The following is a 23,415-nucleotide window of genomic DNA, read 5'->3' as shown; positions in this document are numbered from 1 at the left end:
GTTGGTAAGGTTGTTTATGGTTTAAATTGAATCTTGATCTGATTGTTATAAATGGAGTATTTAAACTGGTGGGCAAAACCAAGCACTTCTAATACATCAATCAGGCTTTTGTTTTTAAAGTCGCCGGTAAAATGCTTGGTTTCTTTAGGCTCATTCACGAGTTGAATGTTTACGCCATACCAATCACTCAGTTTCGCAATCACCTGATCGAAAGGCGTATCATCAAAAATCAGCTCATCATTCTTCCAGATCAGGACTTGTTTTTTATCAAAATCCTGCTTTTTTAAGGCATTATCCAGGTCATTGTTGTTGATGATCACCTGCAAACCCGGAGTCAGATAAACACGGTTTCTTTTACCTCTGAGCCGGGCTCCTAACCGTTCTACCTTAACCTTACCTGTGAGTAACAGGACTTTGATTTTAGTTTCATGCGCATAACGTCGGACCATAAATGAAGTCCCTAAAGCAGTGATAGAAATGTTACCTGATTTTACGATAAATGGCTTATTCTGATTTTTAGCTATTTCAAACAATGCCTCGCCGGTTAAGCGAACGATTCTTTTTGAAACATTAAAATCTTTGTCTACCGTTAAAGTACTGTTTGAGTTTAGCGTTACCCTGCTGCCATCCTGCAATACCAGCTGCCTTTTAGCATAAATATCCTTTACCTTTTTTGCTTTCTGGCTTAACAAAACCCGCTGTTGAGCAGCCGGCTCGCTGGCTTGCCTGGTATTAAACAGCCACAGCCCAATTACCAGAATCAGGCTGGCTGCTACTAAAAGTGGATAACGGTAGGAATATTTTTGGTGGAAAGCGCCAAGTTTCCGAGGTGTTGTTTTTGCGATATGATCCTGTATCAGCAATTTGAACTGCTCTGTTTCCCTTTTATATTGTTTGCTGTTCTTTACGTCCTTTCGAATAACTTCAAATAGTTTTTCAGCTTCCTCAATTATGCTGATCTTATCCTGATGCAGGCGCTTAAAATTCTGCCAAAAAAGAACATCATTTTCATTCGTTTTTGCGCAATAATTTAAAAAAGATTCATCAGTTAAGAAATCTTCAATTTGATAATCCTGAAACTCCATGTATACTCTGTTTTATACATAGAGTAGAAGCAGGTACATTTTTACCCTCTTTTTTTTAAATTCTTTTTCAGGCTCCCGGTTACCCCCAATAAATGGTCATAACAGTATAAATAACACTTCCTTCTTCAGGAATTTTATCGCCTCATAAAGTTTATTATAAATTGTCCGGATGCTAAGTGAAGTTTTCAAGCCGATTTCTTCATAGCTTAACTCTTCGTAGTATTTTAATATAATTAATTCACGCTGGCGCTTAGGCAATTTATCGAGGGCTTTTCTGACCTTCAGTCGCATCTCAAGATCTGATTGGTCGGCGATTAAGAAATCTTCCGGAGAGGGAGCTACAAATAATGACAGGGCCCCATCTACCAGTGAATCTGTCTTTTTACTCTCCTTAATTTCCATGAGTAATCTTCTCCTGAAGGAGACAATAATATAACTCTTTAGGTTATTCGGCTCATTTACACTTTCTCTTTTGTCCCACAGGTATAAAAAAAACTGATTTATGGTATCTTTTATAAGCTCCTGATCCAGAGTTATATTTCGCCCGTATTCAAATAAATCAGCATATAATAATTCATGGATCGTAAATAAAGCATCAACGTTCCCATTTTTGTAGCTTAACCACAAATTATTTTCATTAATACTCATAGAAATCTAATCCCCTAGATTGAAGAGTCTTAAATTACGACAAAGCAATTCAAAGTATCAATTATTTGTAAAAAATTAGTTACAACTAATTTTAACTGTAACTAATTTTAAATCGTCCTTAGATCAGATTATGTGCCCTTGGGATTCTTTCCGGACGCATTAAGCGGAATACATGCAGTCAACATATGATCGTTGCAACTCTGGCAACCGTCCCGTCCCCTTCGCGGTAAACGGACAAATCACCTACAACATATGGATGACGCCTTACGTGATAAGATGATAAGAATTAATTAAGTGTTTTCTATAATAGAATAAACTTTTGCAAGATTACCCCATCTATAAAATGGTGTTTCTATATTTAGCAAAAACCTGTGAAGCTGTTAGCCTGCATATTGTCGTTAATTATCATTGGCCTGACTTTCATGCCATGTGAGGACGGGCAATTGAGCAATTTATCTTCAGCAAAATCAGTAATCAGCAAATCTGATATCCATGATCAGAACGAGCCGTTAAAAGACGGTTGTCCTCCCTTTTGTATTTGCTCCTGCTGCAGTATTATGGCCATCATAAAAGATGAAGTCACCTCTTTGAGTATACCATATATACAGCGAGAAACAAATTCAGCTGCTTATTCAGCAAGCATTACCCATGCAAATTTTTCCATTTGGCAACCGCCTAAATTAAGCCAGACCGAATTCAAAACCTAAGTCTTTTTTCATCGCACAAGGTGAATCACGAACTCATACCATCGGTTTTGAGCAGCTATTCTATTGCTTAACATTAACTTATTGACAAATGAAAAATTACTTCCCGTACGCAGTGACGGTTCTATTGATCATCTGGACGACCACTATATTTGGTCAGGATGTATCCCCGCTTTCTTCCAACAAAACAGACACCTTAGCCCAACATAGAAAATTATCAGGACAAGGTTTCAAAAATACAATCCCTTTATCAGCAACGATCATTCCAACAGTGGCACTGGCCTATGGCTTTGTCAAACTGAACAACAATGCCCTGACGAAGCTCGATGAACAAGCCAAACGTGAATTCTATAGCGAGCATCCTCACCGCAAATTCAGGCTGGATGACTATCTGCAATTTGCACCCGGAGCAGCAGTCTTTGCTTTAAACGGACTGGGTATCAAAGGAAAAAATAGCCTGGCTGATCAAAGCGGTGTCTACCTGCTCTCCAACATCATCCTGAATACGACTGCTCAAAGTCTTAAAAGAATAACGGATGTAACCCGTCCCGATGGTACTTCCAATGCTTTTCCTTCAGGTCATGCCGCAGAGGCTTTTGCTTCCGCCGAATTTCTCCGGCAAGAGTACGGCGATGTCTCTGTCTGGTATACTGTTTCCGGTTATTCTGCCGCTTTTGCAGTTGGCTATTTAAGAATGTACAATAACAAACACTGGCTTAGCGATGTCATCGCAGGAGCTGGTCTTGGTGTGTTTTCTACTCAGGCTGCATATTGGCTATACCCCAAAATCAAGCGGATTTTCTCTAACAAATCCAAAAACAACGCCCTCATTTTGCCATCCTATAGCCAAGGTACTTTTGGCCTGGGATTGGTCAAAACGTTTTAACGTTTTAGTAACCATCTCATTCACGTTCAAGAAAACTAATTGTAAAGAAGTTAATATAAATCGTAATTACATGACACATTTTCCTTTAAATTCCGATACAAATGACTTCATTTACCTCACACACAAATAAAATCATAATAATGAAAAAATCAATTAAACTATTATCACTTGCACTGATGATTACTACAGGAGTTACCGCCTGTAAAAAAGACAAACCTATCGAGGAAAAGAAAGAACCACAACCGCAGGCTTTAAGATTGAAGAGTCTGACCTTTAAAGGTGGAATAAGGGTTTATACAAAGGACGGGGAAATTACAGACCCGGCAATTATTGCCAAAGCAACGATATCAACCGGAATGATTTTCCTTAGTCATACCCTCAATGAGAAAGTTCCTGTTGCTTTCTTTTTAGATCAAAATACCTTTAAAATGGCACCCCGTATCTATACCTTTAAAAAGAATGGTGACCAGTTTTTATTTACGTTAAATTCCACGATGAACATACCAAAAAACGACATCAATATCATAGCTGCCCCGTTTGTTAAGTTCACAGGATTAGGTCAGGCGAATACTGATGGAACAACAGTGTACAATAGACAGTTTGTAGCTTATGGTGATCAGGATGAGATTAAACTGAGCGCGGTAGATATCTGTCATTTAAGAAAATTTGACAATACGCCAAGAACGGAAAGTTGGTGGCTGGAGTCAGCGCTAAACGAATTTGAGGTTAGAGGTATATCAACGCTGGGTGTGAGAGATACACTGGCGGTTAGAGAATATAGCTATAACTATTCGAAATAATTCCCAACGCCGTTGCGCAAGTGCCCAACGGCGTTACTTTTATCGTTTAGTCCTCCTCATCAGAGGTATAAGACCAATCTACATTAAGGTTGTCTAACATTTTATCAAACCGCTCCCTGTCAGTCGTTCCTACAAAAAAAGCTGTACAATTTTGCTGTTCATCAAAGCAAAGACTGATAACTTCGTAAAAATCGTCGGTATAAACGCTTTGCTTTTCCCAACTTATTTCCGGCACTTTCGTCCAGTTTTCTTTGATATAATCTACAACTGTTCCATCAATTTGACTAAAAGAATTTGCATTGTACTTCAATCCCCCCAGGGTTCCGTTGTAAGCAGCCATAAGCAGGAAAAAAACATCGGTTGTCTTAGCTTCCATGACCCAATCCGGATCTTCAGTTGTACCGTAATTTCCCCAAACCGGAGGATCTGGAAGCTTTAAATCAGCTTCTTTAATCCCCCAATAGGCTACAACCTGATTTTCTTCATAAAAGACCAGGTAACGGTCATCAGAAAAACCGATTTCCTGATCTGGTTTCAGGAGCCTGTTGTGTACATAGTTAATCTCTTCGTTCTTTCCTAAAGTCAGGTAATAGTCTTTAAGTTTTTCAGGAAGCTGCACATTTAGCCTGACTTCAAGTTCAGCGATTTCGATATCTGAAAAACCATAATTCTGTTCTTCGGACAAAGAATAAAGTCGTTTTATCTTCTGTAAATTAGTCATTATTATCCTTTACTTATCATCTCTTTATCATCAATTCTTCTTTAGCTGCCCATAAACCAATATCCTGTTTGGTCAGGGCTGCGCCCATTAAATCCGGAAATTTATCCGGCGTACAGGCGAAAACAGGAACACCAATATTGGCTAAGAACTGCGCATGGCGATGATCATAAGAAGGAGCACCATCATCATTCAAGGCCAGTAAAACCACTAATTGCACACCTGCGGCGACCAGTTCAGTAGCCCGAAGACGCATTTCACTCGCATTTCCACTTTCATACAAGTCCGTAATCAGGACCAGCACCGTATCTGCAGGTTTGGTAATGATCTGCTGACAATAAGTTAAAGCCAGATTAATGTCCGTACCTCCCCCCAGTTGAACTCCAAAAAGTAAATCCACCGGATCGGCCAGTTCTTCTGTCAAATCGGCCACTGCCGTATCGAATACCACCATCTTCGTCTTAATCGCCGGGATCGATGCCATTACACTGCCAAAAATCCCCGAATAGACCACCGAAGAGCCCATAGAGCCACTCTGATCCAGGCAAAGCACCACATCTTTCAACGAAGAACGCTTATGCCCATAACCAACCCTGTTTTCCGGGATGATCGTTTTATATTCCGGCTGGTAATGTTTCAGGTTCTTTAAGATGGTAGCTCCCCAATTGATTTCATTGTGACGGGGCCTGGTATTTCTGGCACTTCTGTTTAAGCTTCCCGAGATCGCCTGACGCGTTGGCTCCGCTAACTTTTTCATCAGCTGCTCCACCACTTTTCTCACCACCTGTCTGGCGGTATCCTTTGTCTTATCCGGAATAACCCTGCTCAACGTCATCAGCGTTGCGACCAGATGAACATCAGGCTCTACGTTTTCCAGCATCTCTTTTTCGAACAGCATCTGTGTCAGGTTGAGGCGTTTTAAAGCATCCTGCTGCATTACCTGCACTACCGATGAAGGAAAGAAAGTACGGATATCGCCCAGCCATCTGCTCACATTTGGAGAAGAAGCACCCAGTCCACCAGTTTTTTCACTATCATAAAGTGCTTCCAGTGTCCGATCTACCTGAAGATCGATCTCATTCAATGTTGCTCCCGTTCCTTCCTGCTGCTGATGCGAACCCAAAATTAACCGCCACTTGCGGAGTTGTTCTTCTTCTACTGCCATTCCTCTAGCTGTTATTTATTTTTAAGCCAAACAATTCCATCATTACCGGGATGCCCAGAATCCCTCTTTGCTCTTCAAATCCCATTTCCATTATTGCGTTTAATCCACCCGCCTGTCCGCCGGACTTCACTTTTTCGCCCAGTTTTCTTCTCTCCGGAGCCGAGAAATTGGCAAAAGTACGCCTAAGCAATGGCAAGACCTGCATAAAAGCTTCTTCCGATAGCCCCGATATCCAGTTGTCAACCACCGCCCACAGGCTTTGATCCAACAGCAACAAAGTGCCGCTTCCTTTTAAAAAACCTTCTATCCATGCTGCCGCAATTACCGGTGCCGTAGCTGAAGACATCGCATAACTGAAAAGCTGTAAGAGCTCCTCTCCTTCAATCAGTTTACCATCATTGAGTAATCGGGTGCTGTACCCTGCAATAACCGCTGAACTGTTCTTATTTTGCGCGATAACCTTAAGTGTAGCTTCCCATTGTATACCGATATCTTCCTGCTGCAACAGGCTGATCCCATCGTTCAGCTGGAAAAACAATTCCAGCAATTTTAAAGAAGCATCATCATCAATCGCCACACAGGCATTTGGTAAACTGATGCAGATCCTGGTCACCATGCTGTTAATTATACTCAGCACGATCGTACTATCCGTTTTACGCACATTGCCGTACCTTGCCACGGTAATCAGCCCTGGAATCACTTCCATCAACTCCATCACATCGGCCGATGCCGCAGCCATGTTATTCAGCTTATCCAGCAACAGGCCTATCACTTCGGGTAGTTCTGCCGGAATACTTTGTTCCAGCAAAGCACTCAGCTCCTTGATGTCCTCCGCAGCTTCTGCCTTATCCAAAACACTTTTACTTGCCGCAGCTAAGACCGTATTGCCTAAATTTCCGCGTTCGATAATCCCTACTGAATATTCAGGATCCCATTGCAAGCGCCATTGTTCTTTAAAAGTTCCTTTACCGGCAGCATATTGTGAAGTTCCCCATGGGATGCCCAGAATGATAAGCCTGTGCAAAAACAGACTCCTTTCCAGGTCCAGCTCCTTCCGGAGATCCAGGGTATAATCTTTAAAATCTGCTGTTGCCGGGAGCCTCAGTTTCTTTTGCAACTTTTCAATATCCACCTGCAAAGGGGGTTTAGGAACGTCCAAAGGAACCGATCCGATCACATGACCTACGGTGAGTTCTTCGTTTACCAGGTTGAGCAAAATGCTTTCTCCGTTACAAAGCACACTGATTGTAGCCTCATTCAGTTCTTCCAGTCCTACTCTTGGCAATCCACGTAAAGATGCCAAGGAATTGGCCAGATTTACGGCTTCGATGATATGTGCGACGGAAGTATCCATCTTTTGCGCCCTGAAGATCTGGGCAACATTGGCCATCCACCTCGTGCCATCGTCTTCAGGATAATGCCACAAATGGTTGTACCAACCCGGAGAATTGATTCCTGCGCCATAACCACTGTAAAAACTCAAACGATTAAACGTCCATGGAATCCAGGTGCATTCTGTTTTTACTTTAGGTAGGTTCTTCAGCAATTCATTGTCCTGCTTTTGCGGAATTTTATCCAGTAATGCAGGCACATGCCATGCTCCGCAAACCACAGCGATGGTATGGAACATTTCCTTTTCTGCCTGCCTGATCACTTTTCTCATGTGCGCTTCGCGCATTTGCTCCAAAGGTTTCTCTCTTTCCGGCATCGTTTCCCTTAAAGCCTGCATCGCTTCTGCTACCGCTTCAAACACCTCCTCATGACTGTTTCGGTATTCGAAAGTATGCTCCCACCAGGTTTCCTCATCGGTAAATCCGGCAGCGTCAGAGAGGTAACTAAGCGGATTTTTATAAGGTTTTGCGGATATTTCTGCTGTTTCCGCCGGAGCCTCATGCGTGGCTTTTAAAGCAGATTGAATCCCCGCAGGCAAATCCATAAAACGCACATGAATGTGCTGCTGATTGGCGTATTTAATTGCCTGCCATTCCGGAGAGAATTCTGCAAAAGGATAAAAGACCGACTGCTGTGGATCATCTGGCTGATAACAAAGTAATGCCACAGGAGGAATCAATTCCTGATGCGCCACCCATTGCAACATCCCATCTGCTTCCGGCGGACCTTCCACCAATACCACATCAGGTTTCAGCTCCTCCAAAAAGGACTTCACCCTGCTTGCAGAGCCCGGCCCATGATGTCTGATTCCTAAAATATGTACTGCCATGCCTTGTTGTTATCAGGTTTATAAATCACGACAAGCGCGGTAAATGTCACTCCATTCTTCTCTTGGTTTCACTACTGTTTCCAGGTATTCCTGCCAGATCACTTTATCCTGAACCGGATCTTTAATCACCGAGCCAATGATACTCGCAGCAAGGTCTCCGGCTTTCAGTTCCCCATCACCAAAATAGGCCGCCATAGAAAGGCCACTATTCACCACAGAAATCGCTTCAGCCGTGCTTAATGTTCCTGATGGGATTTTGATCTTCGTTTTATTGTCCAGCGTAACCCCTGCGCGAAGCTCTCTGAAAATCGTAACGATTCTGCGGATCTCCTGTAATGCAGGCGGCTGAGCAGGCAGGTCCATAATCTTTTCAAAGCTTTCCACCCTTCTGCGTACAATGTCTATTTCTTCTTCAATCGTTGCAGGTAATGGTAGAACTACGGTGTTGAAACGGCGTTTTAAAGCACCTGAAAGTTCATTCACCCCTTTATCACGGTTGTTCGCAGTTGCGATAATGTTGAAACCTTTAATCGCCTGAATTTCGAAATTCAGTTCCGGTACCGGCAATGATTTTTCCGATAAAATCGTGATTAGCGCATCTTGTACATCCGCACCAATTCTGGTCAGCTCTTCGATCCTGGCAATCTTCCCTTCTTTCATCCCTCTCATTACCGGAGTTTCTACCAATGCTGCTGCAGATGGTCCTTCCGCAATTAAACGGGCATAATTCCATCCATAACGGACCGACTCCTCGCTCGTTCCTGCGGTTCCCTGAACCACCAACGTAGAATCGCCACTAATCGCCGCTGCCAGGTGCTCACTTACCCAGCTCTTTGCCGTTCCCGGTAAACCATAAAGCAACAATGCACGGTCTGTCGTAAGCGTAGCTACCGCAATTTCCATCAAACTCCTTTTCCCAATGTATTTAGGGGAAACTTCAAAACCGTTTTTAAGCTTCCCGCCAATCAGGTAAGAAACTACGGACTGAGGTGACAACTTCCAGTTTGCAGGGCGCTTCTGCCCATCTTGTTTTTGCAATTCTTCCAGCTCCTGCGCAAACAATTGTTCGGCATGCTGACGTAATATCTCTGACATATCTTATAATTCTGTTTATTATTTATTGATAAAAGCCTGTAATATCTGTTGTTTTAAAAGGAGTAAACTGAGCAACTCTTCCCTGATATTTTCCCAGTCTGATAAGACATTCTGGTTTTCAGGGCCAAGCCTCCCCAGTTGAGTTAACATTTCGACAGGAATGAGGCCTATATTTTCCTTATACGTATTTAAGCGATACCTGCCGGGATCAGCAGCCATGATTTTAAGTACGATTGCTGCAGACCCGCTACTCCATTCCTGTTTCCTATTCAATGCATAATGTATCACATCGTTAGGAAGACTTTCTTTAAACTTCCCGAGGTATTTTTCCTGATCTCCGGCATCCATCATCTCCAGAAAATCAGCATACAAGGTATTTTGGTCAAGAAAATAAGGAACCCAATCTTTTTCGTTAAAGCGGGAAACCGCGATTCCAAGCGAGGCGACAAACTTGCCGGCATACTTTACAAAATAGGCAACTACCTGCTCCCGCGAAGCTTCCAGGTGTTTTTCCCAAAAAGCTGGTGGAACATATTGGATAACTTGAGACGTGATGTACTGCTCATCGGTAAATTTGCTGTTTGCTCCCGCCAGTTTTTCTATTCCTGATTTATAGATACTTTCGTTTACCAGTTCAGGAAACTGATACTGAAGTGTGGTTTTCGATAACATTCCGAGTAAGGCTTTCTCCTTTTTTAAGGTAAGCGCTTCACTAAGAAAAGCTTCATATTGCTGAATAATGGAGGAGCCGGGAATTTCACGCAACAAATATTGTATTTCGTCTTTTACCTTCTGCCCTTTTTCGGAGGATAAACTTTCCAGCCAGGACAGGTCTGAGATTTGCTTGTTTTGTCGTAAGCATTTCAGGAATTCCAGTTTCTGTGCTACATTTTCCTGTGACCAGGTCTGGATGATCATTTCTCTTGCCCTGCCCGGATCTGTTAACCTAATGGTTTTCAGCAAACTGATTCTTTCTTCGGATTTTCCATTGAGCCAAATTTCTTCTTCAGACCGATCGGGGCCGAAATAATCCCAGTCAGGATTAAACTGACTGAGCCATTTGCCCCGGTTTCCGGTACAGTCTACCGCCAGTTTTCTTAAAGAAGAATGATATTCTGCCTTATCGAGAACATCAGGTAACAAATCCGGGCGTACCAGCTGGTCTGTTGCACTGCATCGTTGCATCCATAATTCCAATAAAGGAAAACTTCCTTCATGTAAGACTTTATTTAAGGCAAGGGTAGCAGGAATACCAACGTATGGCAGGTTTTCCGGATCGGCGATGGACACCTTAATATCGTCTTTTTGCAAAGGTTGAAATCCGCTTTTACGATAATTGCTGGCAATAGCCGCCTGTTGTAACAGTTTCGACTCCCGGTCTAAGTCGGGGATATTATTGATCTGATCGAACACTGCGACAAGTTCTTCCGGTAAATCAGGTTTACCAGGAGCGGGTTTATCACTGCCCAGCATGGCACTGTTGACTATATATTCCCAGACCTTCATGATAATGCTTTATAAGTATTTTGATGCCATACCCCAATAGGCAGGTAATTGTTCTCTTTTCCGACGACAGCCATGGTTAAGGGAGCTCCCCCGCTCCAGGCCAGCAACTTCCAAATGTGTTTAAATTCTGAGGAAACCTTACATAAATGACCTTTCTCGTCTTTTAACCACCAATCTTGCTGGAGCTTTACCGGACTGAGTTGTTGAATGAGACTGGGCATATCTTCATGAAAAGGCAAAGTGGCAGTGACTTTGGTTTCATGAAACGCCAGCTGTTGCCAGTCGGCAAATCCTTTCTGTTCCACTGAAGCAACAGCAGTTAAGCCTGTATGGGTTTTAATCACTGCCCGATAAGGCAAGGCCGATGGAAAGTAAACCAGTTCGGCGTTCAGGTAAGTACCAGGCATTAGAGAAATTTCTGCCGGCTGTCCTTTGGTATAAAATTGCAAAATAAGGGCGTAGATATTGTGCTGAACTCCGTAAAGCCAGTTTTGCTCTATGGTTAAAGCGCCTTCAGCCGTTGTTTCTTTGCCTAAAACAAGCCAGGTATCATCTGTTCCTTCCTGAGTTTTTAATTCTTCGAGACTGCTGGTAAAGCCAATTGTTCTTAAAATATCCTGTTGTAAGGCTTCATTGACGAGGCTTAGGTTTCCGTAACTTTCCGCAACGGTGTATAAACGTAGCAAAGCATCCATGAAATCACTTTGCCAACCTTCTTCCCAGAATTTGGTTTCTCCGAGCGTTCTGACCATAGTTGCCAGTCCGGAGGCCTGAGCATCGATCATTCTTCTGGCCATATTGTCCCAGTAATGGTCTCCTTTCTCAGGCATACTGAGGATTCCACTACGAATAATGTCTTTTAGCCAAATGAGGAGTTCCTGGATTCCGGCACTTACTTTCTGAGTTCTTGCTTCCTGACGTTTAGCCTGCGCTGCTTCGTCGACAGGTTTATCTATAGCTTCCGCTTTCTTTACTTCCTTTTCCGAGCGCTTGCTGATCCAGTCGTTTACCCATGCAGGCATGTTTGAATCGGTAAACAGGTCGGATTGCCGGGCATGGAGTAACATCAGGCCCAAGCCGTGCTTGCAAGGGAATTTTCTGCTTGGACAGGAACATTTGAAGGCAATGCTGGTTAAGTCGACCTGGGTTTGGTAAGGTTTGCTCCCACTGCCCTGGCATTCTCCCCAAAGGGCTTGTTCGTTAATTCCCCTGGTTACCCATTTTGACGGACTGGCCAGTCCCAGCCCTGCTTTTTTGGAAGATTCATCTGGGGCAAGTGCAAATATTTGTTCTTCTGAGTGCTGCAAAACGTGTTTTTTATTGTAAATAGTTTATCTGATGAAGATATAAATGATTTACAGAAGAACCGGAATATTTTAAAAGTATTCTAATCTTCAACATCAAATTTGAAGGTTCTGGATTTTTATTATTATTTTTGTGTTGAGCAGCATGTTTGTTAACATGCTTGTTAAACTAAACGTTATGACAGTTGCGACAAAAAATATTATTGAAACATATTCTTCTTTATTCGAAGGTTTGGATTCACTTACCAAACTAGAGCTAATAGAACGTCTGTCAAAATCACTAAGAAAGGAAAAAACAAGTAAGGAAAAAGCATTTTTTAGTTCCTTTGGTGCATTTCCTGATGGCAAATCTGCTGAAACTATCACTGAAGAAATCAAAAGATCCAGGACTTTCAGAGATAAAGACCTTAAATTCTAATGCAATACCTTTTAGATACTAGTATCTGCGTATTTTATTTAAGAGGCAAACTTGATCTTGCTTCTATCATACGAAAAAAGGGAAGAAAAAACTTCTTTATTTCCGAAATCACCGTTGTTGAATTGAGGTTTGGTGCAGAAAATAGTGATCATCCAGAAAAAGCTCATAAAGCTGTGGATGATTTTGTTGATGGTTTATCTATAATACCTATAATTGGTTCTATAAAACGCTACGCAAAAGAAAAGGTTCGCCTTCGTAAAATAGGTAAACCAATTAATGACGAATTTGATCTGTTAATTGGGGTAACATCTGTTGAGAATAATTTGATATTGGTTACAGATAATGTTAAGGACTTTGAACGTATAGCTGATATTCGGATTGAGAACTGGTATAAACGTTAAATTACCTACCGGATCAATTTCACAAAATTGGACTGCAATCAATTAGTCAGACATTGTCTGACTAATTGATTTGTTAGAATGATATTAAAGATCCCATTCAGACCAGCAGAATTCTCCACTAAAACACAGTCTTTCTTGACGATAAAAAGCTAAGTAATCATCCTAGCACGACTTCTCCACAACAACCTTCCTCGAAGCATTAAACGGAATCCAGGCACTGCACAATATGATCGTTGCTATTCCGGCAACCATCCCTGTCCCTTTCGCCGTAAACGCGCAAAGCACATATAACATCAGCGCAATAAAGCCCAATGAGAAGGAAATGACCTGTAAGCCAAACTTATTCTGTCTTTTAATTTCAGCTGCTTCTTTTTCATCAACAACGATGACCTTTGCATTTCGTGCTGCTTTACGCACCTGCAATTGCAGATACGCTGAACTCGTTAAACCTTTTGAACCGGCATACAGTTCATAAGCCAGTAACAAGGCAAAAGGAAGCAACACGCCCAGCAACATTTCATTTGCGCGGCTCAGCTTATCATCTGCTACAAGCGGCAGTATGATCTTAAATACCAGGTTTACCGCTAAGCTGATCATGGTAATCCAAATCGTCGCTTTACCCGTGATCCGTTTTGAGAACAAAGCCCAGATCGGCGGCGCAAGCAAAGGCCCACCGGTGATTGCGCCTACACTTAATGTAAACTCCACAATACCTCCGATATAAGGTACGATCAGCGCAATCAAAATCATCCCGAAGCCAAAACACCAGGACGATGCCCGTGCTACTTTCATTAACTTTTCATCAGATGCCCCCGGGTTAATCGTTCCCTTATAAACATCATTGGTAAATACCGCAGAAACGACATTTAAAGCTGTATTTGCAGAAGCTGAAGTAGAAAAATACATGCCCGTCAGAATTAAGCCCATCAATCCTGCCGGCAACACCTGCTTACAAACCATCAAATAAGCATTTTCTGTTTCCAAACCAGTTAACCCAGGATTAATCGTTTGATAAATCATTGGTGGAAGCATCCACAAAACCGGGCTTACAATATACAATCCGGCAAAAAGGAAGGCCACTTTAGAAGCAGATTTTGGCGTATCCACACTCGTATAACGTTGTACAAAAGTCCAGTTTCCACCAATATAAAAGATGTGGTAAAGGGCAAAAGCACCGATGAAACCCCAGGTATACTCGCCGTTAACGACATTAAAAAAGTTATCAGGAACCCTGGAAACAAAAGATTGGATCCCTCCTGCTTCAGTAAAAGCCAATGGGATAATGAGCAACACTGCCGTTGTTAAAATTGCAAACTGTAAAATATCGGTCACCATTACTGCCCATAAACCACCGACAGCCGTATAAGCAATCATAAAGATCCCCAGCACCAGCGTAACCGGGATCAGCGGAAATTCCAAAGAGGAACCTACCAGTTTAGATACAGAATAGAGCACCGAACCTTTAATGAACAGCGACACCAACATAAAAATATAGATAAAGCTCTTTTGAACATTTTCTCCAAGCCTGTCCTTAATAAATTCCGCAGCGGTCAGGCTTCCCGTTGCTTTCCATTTAGGGGCAATGTACAATCCGGTGACCAATCCTCCGATACACATCGTCCATTGGATCGTCACTGCTACCCAACCGTATTTATAGGCAATTGATCCCCAGGCAACGAATGTTCCGGCCGAGAAAAAACTCATAAAAAGCGATAGGCCTCCGATAAACCAGGGTACAGCCTCACCACCTGCAAAAAAAGACTTAAGGTTCCGCCCTGTACGTGAAAACAGTAAACCTATAATCATAATGAATACTGAAAATACAACGATAACTGTGGTGTCTATTACTGAGTTCATATTTTTCTATTTATAAATCCTTAACTGTTTTTGCAGCAACACTTCTTAAATATGCAGCAAATCCTGCAGGAACTTCTTTTGGTACGTATTGTAATTTTTCCGGCGACTCCTTAAATAAAAGTGCATACCAGATTAAAGAACCCAGGTATCGCCCTGCTTCATTGGCATGATTGGGATCAAATACCAGGGCATTGTCTTTCCAGTAATAGCCCATGTTTAAAGAATTGGTCTGGATGGGAAGATTTGGAGATACCGGATGATCGTAGTCAAAATTCATATCCTTTGTAAAGCGGTATTCTGTACCTGTAGCTACCGCATTAAAGGCATCTCCCACAGGGATCAGACCTACCTTCAATTGCTTTGCTACGGCATGGTAGGCAGCCCTTGATTTCTGCCACATTTCCTCTTGATTTTTAGCCAGTTGTTCAGGCGCAACGCGACCAAACTTCTTTGCATCTGAACGGTACGCCCATCCCTGATGCAAAAGGATCTTTGCATTTGGTTGCAGGGATTTAATGTAATTGTAAAGCTTTTCGGCATAAGGGCTATAACTTTCCAGGTCTGCCGATAAATAAGAGAACTGCTGCATCGTCACCACATCCCAGGTACCTGCAGATAAAAGCATGCGTAATGATTTCCCATTATAGGGCTTGCCTTTAGGATCTTCAGGATTGGCCTCCGCAGCTTCCGCATATTCCCAGTGCTGCTGTAAAGAATGACCGCCGAGTTCGGCCCGGCCAACCACCAATTGCTGATTATTTTCCTTTACCAAACTCGGCAAATAGGCAGTCGCATTTTGCGAAAAACTGTTGCCAATAATAAACAATCGCAAAGCTTTTTCAGCGACCTGTCCGAAGGAAACATGGCTGATCAACAGTAGGGAGAGCAATAAGGCTTTTTTTAGGTATTTCATCTTTATGTATTCTAGTTTTAATCCTCAATATTTTTCATGACTGTTTAAGCGTCATCCTTCATCTCCCGGTGTTATTTTTTATCAATATCAAATACCACATCAACCTGTTGAACCTCAGCACTTCCAGTACGCTTCAACTTTAAACTAATTGAAGCCGGTTTAGCCGGATCAATCCGGGAGAAAGACCATTCAAAAGGATAGCCTGTACGCTTCACAATCGTGGCCGAATCTTCATTCAAATCCATCTCTGCCTCCGCCCCTGCTAAAGGCGGCGTGCTCAGGTAAGCATAAATGGAATCCCAGCCAAAAGGCGAGCGGATTCTAAAAGCATGGAGCTTGCCCCATGCTCCGCCAATGTTGACTTCCTGCATCCCATTTTTAACCGGCAACAGCACTTTCTCTGCGACAGGTTGTTGAAGTGGGAATGAATAGGCCGTTAAACCCTTGCCTCCAATAACAGACTTCATTTTCTTTCCGGAAAGCACGATGCTTTCAGCGGATGTTCCCTTGTAAAATTTAACCCCTGTACTTTTAACCGCCACCTGATCCAAATCCAGTCCGATTTCAAACTGCTGCTCCTGCTGAGCTTCATTTAACAATACCAACCAAAAACGATCATCAGAGATTCCTGTAATGTAATTAATCGCAGGATTATCAATATTAACCAGGCCTTTCTTTAGCCAAAGTTTTACACGGCTATCGTCAAAAATAGTTCCTTTGCCAGCCCCATAAACCCGGTTGTTAAACCAAACGAAGCCTTCTTGTTTCCCCCATGGGAAATTGATGCTGCCTTTAGACCGCTGAATCGCTTCTGTAACCAGAAAATCAAGGGTAAAAGCCAGGTGTGGCGAAATGTGGTGGTAATAAATAGAATTGATATCCGGCCCTTTGTAAGGGTAATCTGCCCGGTAAGTCAGGTCAGTATAACCTGTAGCATAATACCCCGGATAGTTAGAAAAACGGCCTATAATAGAATTCCTCGCATAGATTTCAAAAATATCCTTGTTGCTTTCTGCCGACAGGCGCAGTAAATGTGGTGCCCAGGTCGACATGAAGATATGGCGCACATTTTTATTGGGAAGGAAGAAGGTAACTGGTTGTTCCAGACCCAACCCTACCGGGGATACCAACGCTTGAGGAACTTCTTTTTCTATAACATCTCCATCTATGCGTGGAAAACCCAAACGGAATTTCTTTCCCTCTTTCCACCACAAATTCGTATTGCCCTCATAGCGGCCTCCTTCATGGATCAACTGTTTCTGATTTTGAACAGCCGGGTACGAACGAATCCCTGCGATGGTAAAAAATGAAGCGTATTTAGCCGCATCTAAAAAGACTTTGTCCTTATTAATTTCATACAGGTCCATCAAATCCCACCAATAGGGATAAAATGAGGTATTGTAAAATGGCTGTACCGTTAATACTTGCGTCTTTTGGCCATAAACTTCTTTTTGAACGAACTCTTTTGCATGTAAAACCGCTTTATCGAGCCATTGTTTATCCTTTGTGAGCCGGTAAGCCGCCAATTCCTGCGTCCATGCCGGAAGGTTTACGCTATAACCCGATAATTTCCTCGGTTGCTGATCCGGCATCCCTACCTGAACCAACCATGGGTTCTTTTGCTCCAGCAACTGGTTTAACGCATCAAAGTAGGCCGTGTTAAACTGTACGTTTTTATAAGGATCTAATACCAATGAAGCCTCTTTGAGGTTGTACGGCGCCCCCACAGCCTTGGCCCATCTGAATGCGCTCCTTGATAAAGTATATTCTATAGTAGGCAAAGCACGGGTTAGGTACAGCGCTTCATCCCGGCCAATTATCGCGGCAGAAATTACTGCCAGGGGGGCCGACTGTGCCACCGTTGGCGCTATTTTCGGATCTGCTTCTATATCGTAAAACCCCTTCAATTCCGCATTCCATCCCGAAGCATCGTCATTCTTGATCAGGTCGATCATGTTAAATGCCGCATTGGTTAAGGAGCTGGAATCCTGGGAACGATAGTCCTTTACCTGGTAAATCGAGTTCGAAATGTATTCCAATGCCCCATTCCAGTTTTCGGGAACCGCTCCAAGGTTGAAGGTCCTTTTTAAGGACTGACCTGCCTGCAATTTCGAATCTTCCAAACCGAGAACAGGTGCGAAAGCAACAGGCTGAATCTTGTTGAATGCATTTTTTAGAGAGAAGCCAATCAGGGAGCTATAGTCCTTCCCCCAGTCTAAGGGAAAATCAGTTAAAGAACCCGTTACAAAGAAACTCAACGGCCTGTTGTTCTGACCAACCTCTACGATTGCCAGGGGCTGGGGAGTCATGGCCCCTGGAATCATGATCGGGCCTGTTGGCAAACGCTTATAATTAAACATCGGGGGAAGTTGTACATTCTTCAGTTCTGCCTCAGTAACATCCTGAAAAGCCGAAACTACAAAGCTGTAAAAGCCTTGTTCCCTGGCCGAATATGTTAAACTTAGTTCATAATGTGATGCTCCGGCTTTAAGTTTCCAGACTCCTTTAACCTCCTGACCTTTATCGGTCAGATAAGTTACCCAGAGCTCTTCCGGAGAAACCTGTTTCACTGCTGTGGGAAGACAAGCAGATAGCTCAGCAGCCAGAAAAGGGTTCTTCGCCCCATTCTGATCCATAGGTTTATAGGTTTTACCTTTCACCACAAACTCCGTTAAGCTGGCAGAATTCTTCCAGGAGGCAAAGTAAGCCCCGAATTCTATTGCCGCTTTTTTTGTACTCAACAGGAATATCCGGTTTTCTTCTACTCCCGCTGTCAATGTCGCCCATCGTTTATCCTGAAAGACAGCTGTAGTCGCAACAATCTGACGTTTCCCCGTCTTCTCATCCAGCACCTCTTCAAAACTTAACTTTAGTTGATCATTAGAAAGCGTGCCAAGCAGTTTTTCTTTTTTTGTAAAAGAAACCGCTTCGCCTATCGTTAACACGGCCGGAGTTTCCTTTACCTGAGTTGGTTTTATCGCATAAGTAGCAAGGGCTGAACTTTCCTTATTCGGATTAAAAGCTCCGTCTGTACTAAACAACAGGGCATCGCAGCGTACAAAATTCCTACTGGTATTTTTTAACCTCAACACATTTTCACCGGCATCAAGATCAATGCGGCCTACCTTTTCCCATGCATATCCTTCCCCAAGATGAGCGCCAGACTCCTGATTCATATCCTGTTCATTTACCGATAACAGATATTTTCTCGTTCCCGGTTTATTGTCCGCATAATCTCTGGATCTGGTCCATACAAAAAAGCTCCCTTTCGTTTTAACGGAGATCACGGTAAGCGCATCAGGAACCGGATCTTTAGATGCAGCTGCAAATAAAGCGCCTTTGCCGGAAACATTTGTTCCTGCTTCCTTGCTAAAAACCCAGCCTGCCGGAAACTGGAAATCTTCTGCTTCTATAAAATAAGTACTTTGAACCTGTCCATATACTTTACCTGAGGTAAAAACACAGCAGGAAAACACCACATAGCCCAAATAATAGCCGTAGCTCAGGGTGTTTATCTTCTTTATGATCTTTTTCAATAGCATACTTCAATTACTTTTAAGCCCAAAGGGGCTAATTCAATGTTCAGGAAATTGGAATTGCTGCTCAATAAGGTTCGCTTACCAGCCGCGTCAATAACCGCAAGTTCTTTTGATACTGCAACTGCAAAACCTGGAATTTTCCCCGGATTAAGCAGAACCTGCGTCTTCAATGACTGCTCGCTATTGTTCATCAACACCACAAAACACTTGCGTTGATCCGCATTTAATGCGGTCACATACTCCACATAAGGACTTTCGGCCTTAACCAACCCTTCCCTTAAAATTAAGGAAGCAGTGCTGCCATATACTTTACCCGGAGCGAAACCATAAGTTTGATGCGGACCTACTTTAGGGGTAATGAAACCTCGTGGAAAGGAGATCCGCCCCTGCGAACGAAGGTTGACTTCTGAAAGCAGATAATCCATGATCCAGCCAATCTGCCACCAGGCATGATGAGGAAATGGACCCGCTCCCTTATCCATCGCATCCCAATAATAAGAAGCGACACCTGTTTTTTGATCCACAAAAGCATCTCTGCCCCATGCTGCAGCTCTGGACATGGTTAGAAATAAGGAATCTTTGGTAATTGAAAACATCCTTAAAAACATTCCCGCATGACTGGCCAATAGAATCGGCCCATGATGATTTGCAGATCCAAGGATCCCTCCATGCTCAAAACTTAGTCCCGCCTGACTGATTTCCCAGTCTGCCCTTTTAACTCCATTTACCTGTTTTTCTGCTGAGGAAGGGATCGGGTGGGTGTACACAGATGCGGTATAAATCTTAGCCGCAGCAATTGCCGCGTTTTGATATTTACTTTCTTTATCCACCTCATAAAGATCCAGCAAGGCTTGTACACTCTGTGCCGTTGCAAAATCGGGAGCAAATCTCGTATCCCCGCAAACACCGATAAACGATCCTTTATTGATGGCCTTCGCGATGTACCAATCCGCCCCTTTTTTCGCGGCTTCCAGGTACTTTTTATCCCCTAATAATTTATAGGCAATGAATAAACCATAAAAGGTAGGCCGCAGGTCTAAAATATCCTTAAACATCGCTTCATTGGTTTTATTATCATAAGCGACTTCCCAGCTTCCATCAGGTTTCATCCAGGTCAATAACTTTTCAGCGGCCAGTTTCAATTCTGCACGCAAATCTGCATCCTGAGGATTAAACAGCAGCATGTTTCCAATGTCCATCATCAGGTAATACGTACTTCCGATAGGTTCTGTATAAGGCCCCCACTCTTCCGTAAATTTCCCGCTGTTTTGCAAGAAGTATTGTCCTTCTGAAGCGCCATAGAAAAAATCTTTGGTGGAATGCTGCTGTGCCAGTTTAAAGTTTCTGGCATAAGGAAGGCGGTTATTGATCAGTTTCTGATTGCCCGTTAACCTGGCCAGCATCCACATCGCTCCATAGTCGGAATTTTTAATCGCATCTTTTTCGGAGCCGTATACCCCTCCCAGGTATTTCTGGGCACCGATTTCCAGGTTTTTATAGGGCGATAACTGCCACATAGAAAGACTGTCGTCTACCACATAACTCGCCATTCTCAATACGCGGTTGGTCAAAGAAGAAGCCGTCTTCTTCAAAGCCAGCACCTCCTTAAACCGATAGATATCATTCGCAGCATGTTTCATCACTGCAAACCAATCCTCCGCCCGGATGGTATACCGGAAAGAAAAACTAACCGTATCATTCTTTGCGAGGTAAGATTTCCCTTGTCCCAATACCGGGTGATATACCGTTGGCATCATGTTGCCCTTTCTGTTCAATACAGATAAGCCAAGATTCCAGTTTCCCTGAGTTTTTGCATCAAATGCCCAGGGATCTCTTCCTGTTCCAGGTTCCGGAATTACCGCTAAGGTGATATTCTGGCTGTTTTGCACCAAAGGCGATAATGTGGAAGCCGTACGCTCCCTTACCATCACCGGCACATCAGGTATCCCCTGCCCATAGGCATAGGCATTGATAAAACTGGCATTTAACTGGTTCCCCTGAAAAACTCCCGGAACAGTAGCCCATTTAAAATTGCTTTTATCAAAAAGGGCCAGCTCCGGCGAAGCAATGGAATAATACCCTGCTTGTTTTGCCTTTAACTTTACCGTCACTTTCAAATCGTTTGGATGCTGGGTATCAAATTCCCAGGAAGAGCTGACTGAAAACAGCGCATGTTCCTTCTGAAAGATCAGCTGATCCTTTATTTCCTTTTTTCTGTCCGGGTAAAAATCAATCGCTTTTCCGGCCGTATTCATTTGCAGGGAAGAAGTAGCTTGCTTCCAGATCGGTATAATGTAACGGTAAATAGATTCCGGAAAATTACTGCCCTTCCCTGTTGCTTCTCCTTCTTTCAGGGATAAAGTATCTGCAGCATACAGGACAGAAAACTCCCCGGAGGTTTTTGCAGATAAATTTATCCAGGCTCCCTTCTTGCGAACCGATATTTTATTCAGGTGATACCCTTTCGCAGAATTTACCCATTCTAAATTCAACTGACCATTAGAGAGCGAAGGTCCTTTGGACTGTGCAAGAACAGAGAACGGAAAAAGGCATATCAGCCATCTTAATCTACCAGCCATTATTTTGTTTGATCAATTTGTTCACAGTTAGTTCGGTTGTAGGGATCGGAAAAAACACGTCGCGCTCCGTTGTATTTTTACCGGCATTTGCTGCATACTTGTACGTGGAAGGCGCCGTTGCTGTAATGCTGGTCCCTAAATCGTTCATTGTTTTCACATAAATGTCCCATCGGATCAGGTCATGTTTACGGATGCCTTCAAAACACAATTCTCTTAAACGCTCATCCTGCAGGGTCGCTAAAAACTGAGCTTTACTTTGGCCCGCCGGGATATCACAAACGGCATTGGCAGCAGTTAAAGGCTTGTTAAATGCCCTTCTTCTCACCATGTTGATCGCCTCATAAGCCGCTGGTGTAGGGCCATTGACTTCATTCTCAGCCTCTGCTTTCATCAGCAAGACATCGGAATACCGGATTACAGGAAAATTAGTGGAAGTAAAGCTACGCGCCTTGGATCCGGTTTCGTACTCTCTTCTCCATTTGCCAGGATTGCGATCGTAGATCTGGGCCGCCGTAAAATTAGATTTTACCGTATTACCACCAGAGGCGACAAAACGGTACGGTGCGATGCTCCAGTTTCTCCTTGCGGTATCAGCCGTACCAAAAAGCGCATAGAGTTTCGCTGTGATTTTCATTGCCCCTCCGGAATAACCAATGGCTTCGCTCGGACACTCAATTCCGTTTTCTACGCCCATTGATCCTGCAAGGTCTACCGTTCCTACTTTATTGCCATACATGCCCACTTCCCAGATGCACTCTTTCTTTTCGTTGATGTCCTGAGTATGGTTGATGAAAATCTGTTTGTAGTTCGGGTTCAGGGAATGCTTGTTCGACAAGATCACTTTATCTGCATATTCCAGCGCATCTTTATAGCGAGTCACATCCTTTAATGGTGCTCCTGCCATCTTCAGAAAAACTCTTGCCAATATCGCCTGTACACCTGTTTTGGAAATGCGTTCGTTATAAGGGAAATAATCGATATCGTTCACCAGTTTTTCGGCCTGCTGCATGTCATTTACAACTGAGGCATAAACCTCTGCCAAAGGCGCACGTGGAAGATAAGGATCATCAGGCGACTGAGTGGATGTTAATTTTAAGGGAACTGGTCCGAACATATCTGCCAACAGGTAATAATAATAGCCCCTTAAAAATAAGGTTTCTCCTTTGATGGCATCCCGCTGTTTCACATCCATGTTCACACCATCTACCTGTTCCAATAGTAAATTCGCGCGGTTCACTCCTTCATATAATACTTCCCAAAGCCTTCCAATGTCCAGATGACTGGCATCCATCACCATTACCCGGATGTTGTTAATGGAAATGCCTTTAAAGAACGCTTCATCACTTACCACAAAATAGCTATATAATCCGCGTCCATACATTCGTCCGTTAGGATCAATTAATCTGTTATAGACCCCATTCAGGCCATTTTTCAGGTCTTCTTCTGTGTTGTAATAAGTATCCGGTGTTACAAAATCAGGATCCTTATTCAGCAGTTTGGAGCAGGAAAGCATCATGATGCTCATCAGCAGTATTAATATTTTCGTTTTCATATCTCTATAATTTTCGTTGATGAC

General features: G+C 43.0%; 18 protein-coding genes. 5 read left to right on the top strand and 13 right to left on the bottom strand.

What is annotated here, in order from left to right:
* Window positions 1–14: 14 nt before the first annotated feature.
* A complete protein-coding gene (locus tag BLQ87_RS06005) occupies window positions 15–1,085 on the bottom strand; it encodes a FecR family protein (RefSeq protein WP_074605240.1) in 1,071 nt (356 codons plus the stop codon).
* A 96-nt stretch (window positions 1,086–1,181) separates the two neighbouring features.
* Complete coding sequence (locus tag BLQ87_RS06000) at window positions 1,182–1,733, bottom strand: RNA polymerase sigma factor (RefSeq protein WP_074605239.1); 552 nt, start codon at window positions 1,731–1,733, stop codon at window positions 1,182–1,184.
* Between the two features lie 371 nt (window positions 1,734–2,104).
* Here BLQ87_RS06000 and BLQ87_RS34235 point away from each other — a divergent pair, with 371 nt between their 5' ends.
* The 3 genes from BLQ87_RS34235 (at window position 2,105) to BLQ87_RS05990 (ending at window position 4,123) form a co-directional block, all read left to right on the top strand.
* The gene (locus tag BLQ87_RS34235; RefSeq protein ID WP_394331815.1) at window positions 2,105–2,440 is read left to right on the top strand and encodes a DUF6660 family protein; all 336 of its coding nucleotides are present in this window, start codon (window positions 2,105–2,107) and stop codon (window positions 2,438–2,440) included.
* A gap of 88 nt (window positions 2,441–2,528) precedes the next feature.
* Window positions 2,529–3,323 carry a phosphatase PAP2 family protein gene (locus BLQ87_RS05995; protein ID WP_074605238.1) on the top strand — a complete coding sequence of 265 codons (795 nt, stop codon included), beginning with the start codon at window positions 2,529–2,531 and terminating at the stop codon, window positions 3,321–3,323.
* Between the two features lie 140 nt (window positions 3,324–3,463).
* On the top strand, window positions 3,464–4,123 hold the full coding sequence (locus tag BLQ87_RS05990; RefSeq protein WP_074605237.1) for a hypothetical protein: 660 nt from the start codon (window positions 3,464–3,466) through the stop codon (window positions 4,121–4,123).
* A gap of 46 nt (window positions 4,124–4,169) precedes the next feature.
* Here the strand turns inward: BLQ87_RS05990 and BLQ87_RS05985 are convergent, their stop codons facing one another.
* The 6 genes from BLQ87_RS05985 to BLQ87_RS05960 are packed head-to-tail and all read right to left on the bottom strand — an operon-like array spanning window position 4,170 to window position 12,135.
* Window positions 4,170–4,844: a hypothetical protein gene (locus BLQ87_RS05985; RefSeq protein WP_074605236.1), complete on the bottom strand. Its 675-nt coding sequence runs from the start codon at window positions 4,842–4,844 to the stop codon at window positions 4,170–4,172.
* A gap of 16 nt (window positions 4,845–4,860) precedes the next feature.
* Window positions 4,861–6,006 carry a VWA domain-containing protein gene (locus BLQ87_RS05980; protein ID WP_074605235.1) on the bottom strand — a complete coding sequence of 382 codons (1,146 nt, stop codon included), beginning with the start codon at window positions 6,004–6,006 and terminating at the stop codon, window positions 4,861–4,863.
* Between the two features lie 4 nt (window positions 6,007–6,010).
* Window positions 6,011–8,227, bottom strand: coding sequence for a DUF5682 family protein (locus BLQ87_RS05975; RefSeq protein WP_074605234.1), 2,217 nt, complete (start codon window positions 8,225–8,227; stop codon window positions 6,011–6,013).
* A gap of 18 nt (window positions 8,228–8,245) precedes the next feature.
* Window positions 8,246–9,322, bottom strand: coding sequence for an ATP-binding protein (locus tag BLQ87_RS05970; protein ID WP_074605233.1), 1,077 nt, complete (start codon window positions 9,320–9,322; stop codon window positions 8,246–8,248).
* Window positions 9,323–9,340: 18 nt separating this feature from the next.
* Window positions 9,341–10,828: a DUF5691 domain-containing protein gene (locus BLQ87_RS05965; protein WP_074605232.1), complete on the bottom strand. Its 1,488-nt coding sequence runs from the start codon at window positions 10,826–10,828 to the stop codon at window positions 9,341–9,343.
* Entirely contained in the window at window positions 10,825–12,135 is a 1,311-nt protein-coding gene (locus tag BLQ87_RS05960) for an SWIM zinc finger family protein (protein WP_074605231.1), read from the bottom strand. The genes BLQ87_RS05965 and BLQ87_RS05960 overlap by 4 nt, the downstream gene beginning before the upstream one ends.
* Window positions 12,136–12,310: 175 nt before the next feature.
* Here BLQ87_RS05960 and BLQ87_RS05955 point away from each other — a divergent pair, with 175 nt between their 5' ends.
* Together BLQ87_RS05955 and BLQ87_RS05950 are read left to right on the top strand one after the other, a co-directional pair.
* Window positions 12,311–12,550 (top strand): hypothetical protein, encoded by a 240-nt coding sequence (locus tag BLQ87_RS05955; protein ID WP_074605230.1) that lies wholly within the window; start codon window positions 12,311–12,313, stop codon window positions 12,548–12,550.
* Entirely contained in the window at window positions 12,550–12,951 is a 402-nt protein-coding gene (locus BLQ87_RS05950; RefSeq protein WP_074605229.1) for a type II toxin-antitoxin system VapC family toxin, read from the top strand. The genes BLQ87_RS05955 and BLQ87_RS05950 overlap by 1 nt, the downstream gene beginning before the upstream one ends.
* A gap of 162 nt (window positions 12,952–13,113) precedes the next feature.
* Here BLQ87_RS05950 and BLQ87_RS05945 read toward each other — a convergent pair whose 3' ends face one another.
* The 5 genes from BLQ87_RS05945 to BLQ87_RS05925 form a co-directional block, all read right to left on the bottom strand.
* Window positions 13,114–14,808, bottom strand: coding sequence for a sodium:solute symporter family protein (locus BLQ87_RS05945; RefSeq protein WP_074605228.1), 1,695 nt, complete (start codon window positions 14,806–14,808; stop codon window positions 13,114–13,116).
* Between the two features lie 10 nt (window positions 14,809–14,818).
* The gene (locus BLQ87_RS05940; RefSeq protein WP_074605227.1) at window positions 14,819–15,721 is read right to left on the bottom strand and encodes a DUF4886 domain-containing protein; all 903 of its coding nucleotides are present in this window, start codon (window positions 15,719–15,721) and stop codon (window positions 14,819–14,821) included.
* Between the two features lie 71 nt (window positions 15,722–15,792).
* The gene (locus BLQ87_RS05935) at window positions 15,793–19,263 is read right to left on the bottom strand and encodes a hypothetical protein (RefSeq protein ID WP_176832989.1); all 3,471 of its coding nucleotides are present in this window, start codon (window positions 19,261–19,263) and stop codon (window positions 15,793–15,795) included.
* Window positions 19,254–21,839, bottom strand: a complete 2,586-nt coding sequence (locus tag BLQ87_RS05930; protein WP_074605226.1) for a glycerophosphoryl diester phosphodiesterase — start codon at window positions 21,837–21,839, stop codon at window positions 19,254–19,256. The genes BLQ87_RS05935 and BLQ87_RS05930 overlap by 10 nt, the downstream gene beginning before the upstream one ends.
* A complete protein-coding gene (locus BLQ87_RS05925) occupies window positions 21,829–23,391 on the bottom strand; it encodes a RagB/SusD family nutrient uptake outer membrane protein (RefSeq protein WP_074605225.1) in 1,563 nt (520 codons plus the stop codon). The genes BLQ87_RS05930 and BLQ87_RS05925 overlap by 11 nt, the downstream gene beginning before the upstream one ends.
* Between the last annotated feature and the right edge of the window lie 24 nt (window positions 23,392–23,415).

Origin of the sequence: Pedobacter steynii (genome assembly GCF_900103665.1) — a bacterium.
GTDB lineage: Bacteria > Bacteroidota > Bacteroidia > Sphingobacteriales > Sphingobacteriaceae > Pedobacter > Pedobacter steynii.
The sequence above is the reverse complement of the archived record's forward strand: the minus strand, read 5'-3'. Positions and strand labels throughout refer to the sequence as shown.

Bases quoted from the DNA above. Each gene is read 5' to 3' on its own strand.
- BLQ87_RS06005 (WP_074605240.1), bottom strand. From the start codon at position 1,085: ATGGAGTTTCAGGATTATCAAATTGAAGATTTCTTAACTGATGAATCT.
- BLQ87_RS06000 (WP_074605239.1), bottom strand. From the start codon at position 1,733: ATGAGTATTAATGAAAATAATTTGTGGTTAAGCTACAAAAATGGGAAC.
- BLQ87_RS05995 (WP_074605238.1), top strand. From the start codon at position 2,529: ATGAAAAATTACTTCCCGTACGCAGTGACGGTTCTATTGATCATCTGG.
- BLQ87_RS05990 (WP_074605237.1), top strand. From the start codon at position 3,464: ATGAAAAAATCAATTAAACTATTATCACTTGCACTGATGATTACTACA.
- BLQ87_RS05985 (WP_074605236.1), bottom strand. From the start codon at position 4,844: ATGACTAATTTACAGAAGATAAAACGACTTTATTCTTTGTCCGAAGAA.
- BLQ87_RS05980 (WP_074605235.1), bottom strand. From the start codon at position 6,006: ATGGCAGTAGAAGAAGAACAACTCCGCAAGTGGCGGTTAATTTTGGGT.
- BLQ87_RS05975 (WP_074605234.1), bottom strand. From the start codon at position 8,227: ATGGCAGTACATATTTTAGGAATCAGACATCATGGGCCGGGCTCTGCA.
- BLQ87_RS05970 (WP_074605233.1), bottom strand. From the start codon at position 9,322: ATGTCAGAGATATTACGTCAGCATGCCGAACAATTGTTTGCGCAGGAG.
- BLQ87_RS05965 (WP_074605232.1), bottom strand. From the start codon at position 10,828: ATGAAGGTCTGGGAATATATAGTCAACAGTGCCATGCTGGGCAGTGAT.
- BLQ87_RS05955 (WP_074605230.1), top strand. From the start codon at position 12,311: ATGACAGTTGCGACAAAAAATATTATTGAAACATATTCTTCTTTATTC.
- BLQ87_RS05950 (WP_074605229.1), top strand. From the start codon at position 12,550: ATGCAATACCTTTTAGATACTAGTATCTGCGTATTTTATTTAAGAGGC.
- BLQ87_RS05945 (WP_074605228.1), bottom strand. From the start codon at position 14,808: ATGAACTCAGTAATAGACACCACAGTTATCGTTGTATTTTCAGTATTC.
- BLQ87_RS05940 (WP_074605227.1), bottom strand. From the start codon at position 15,721: ATGAAATACCTAAAAAAAGCCTTATTGCTCTCCCTACTGTTGATCAGC.
- BLQ87_RS05935 (WP_176832989.1), bottom strand. From the start codon at position 19,263: ATGCTATTGAAAAAGATCATAAAGAAGATAAACACCCTGAGCTACGGC.
- BLQ87_RS05930 (WP_074605226.1), bottom strand. From the start codon at position 21,839: ATGGCTGGTAGATTAAGATGGCTGATATGCCTTTTTCCGTTCTCTGTT.
- BLQ87_RS05925 (WP_074605225.1), bottom strand. From the start codon at position 23,391: ATGAAAACGAAAATATTAATACTGCTGATGAGCATCATGATGCTTTCC.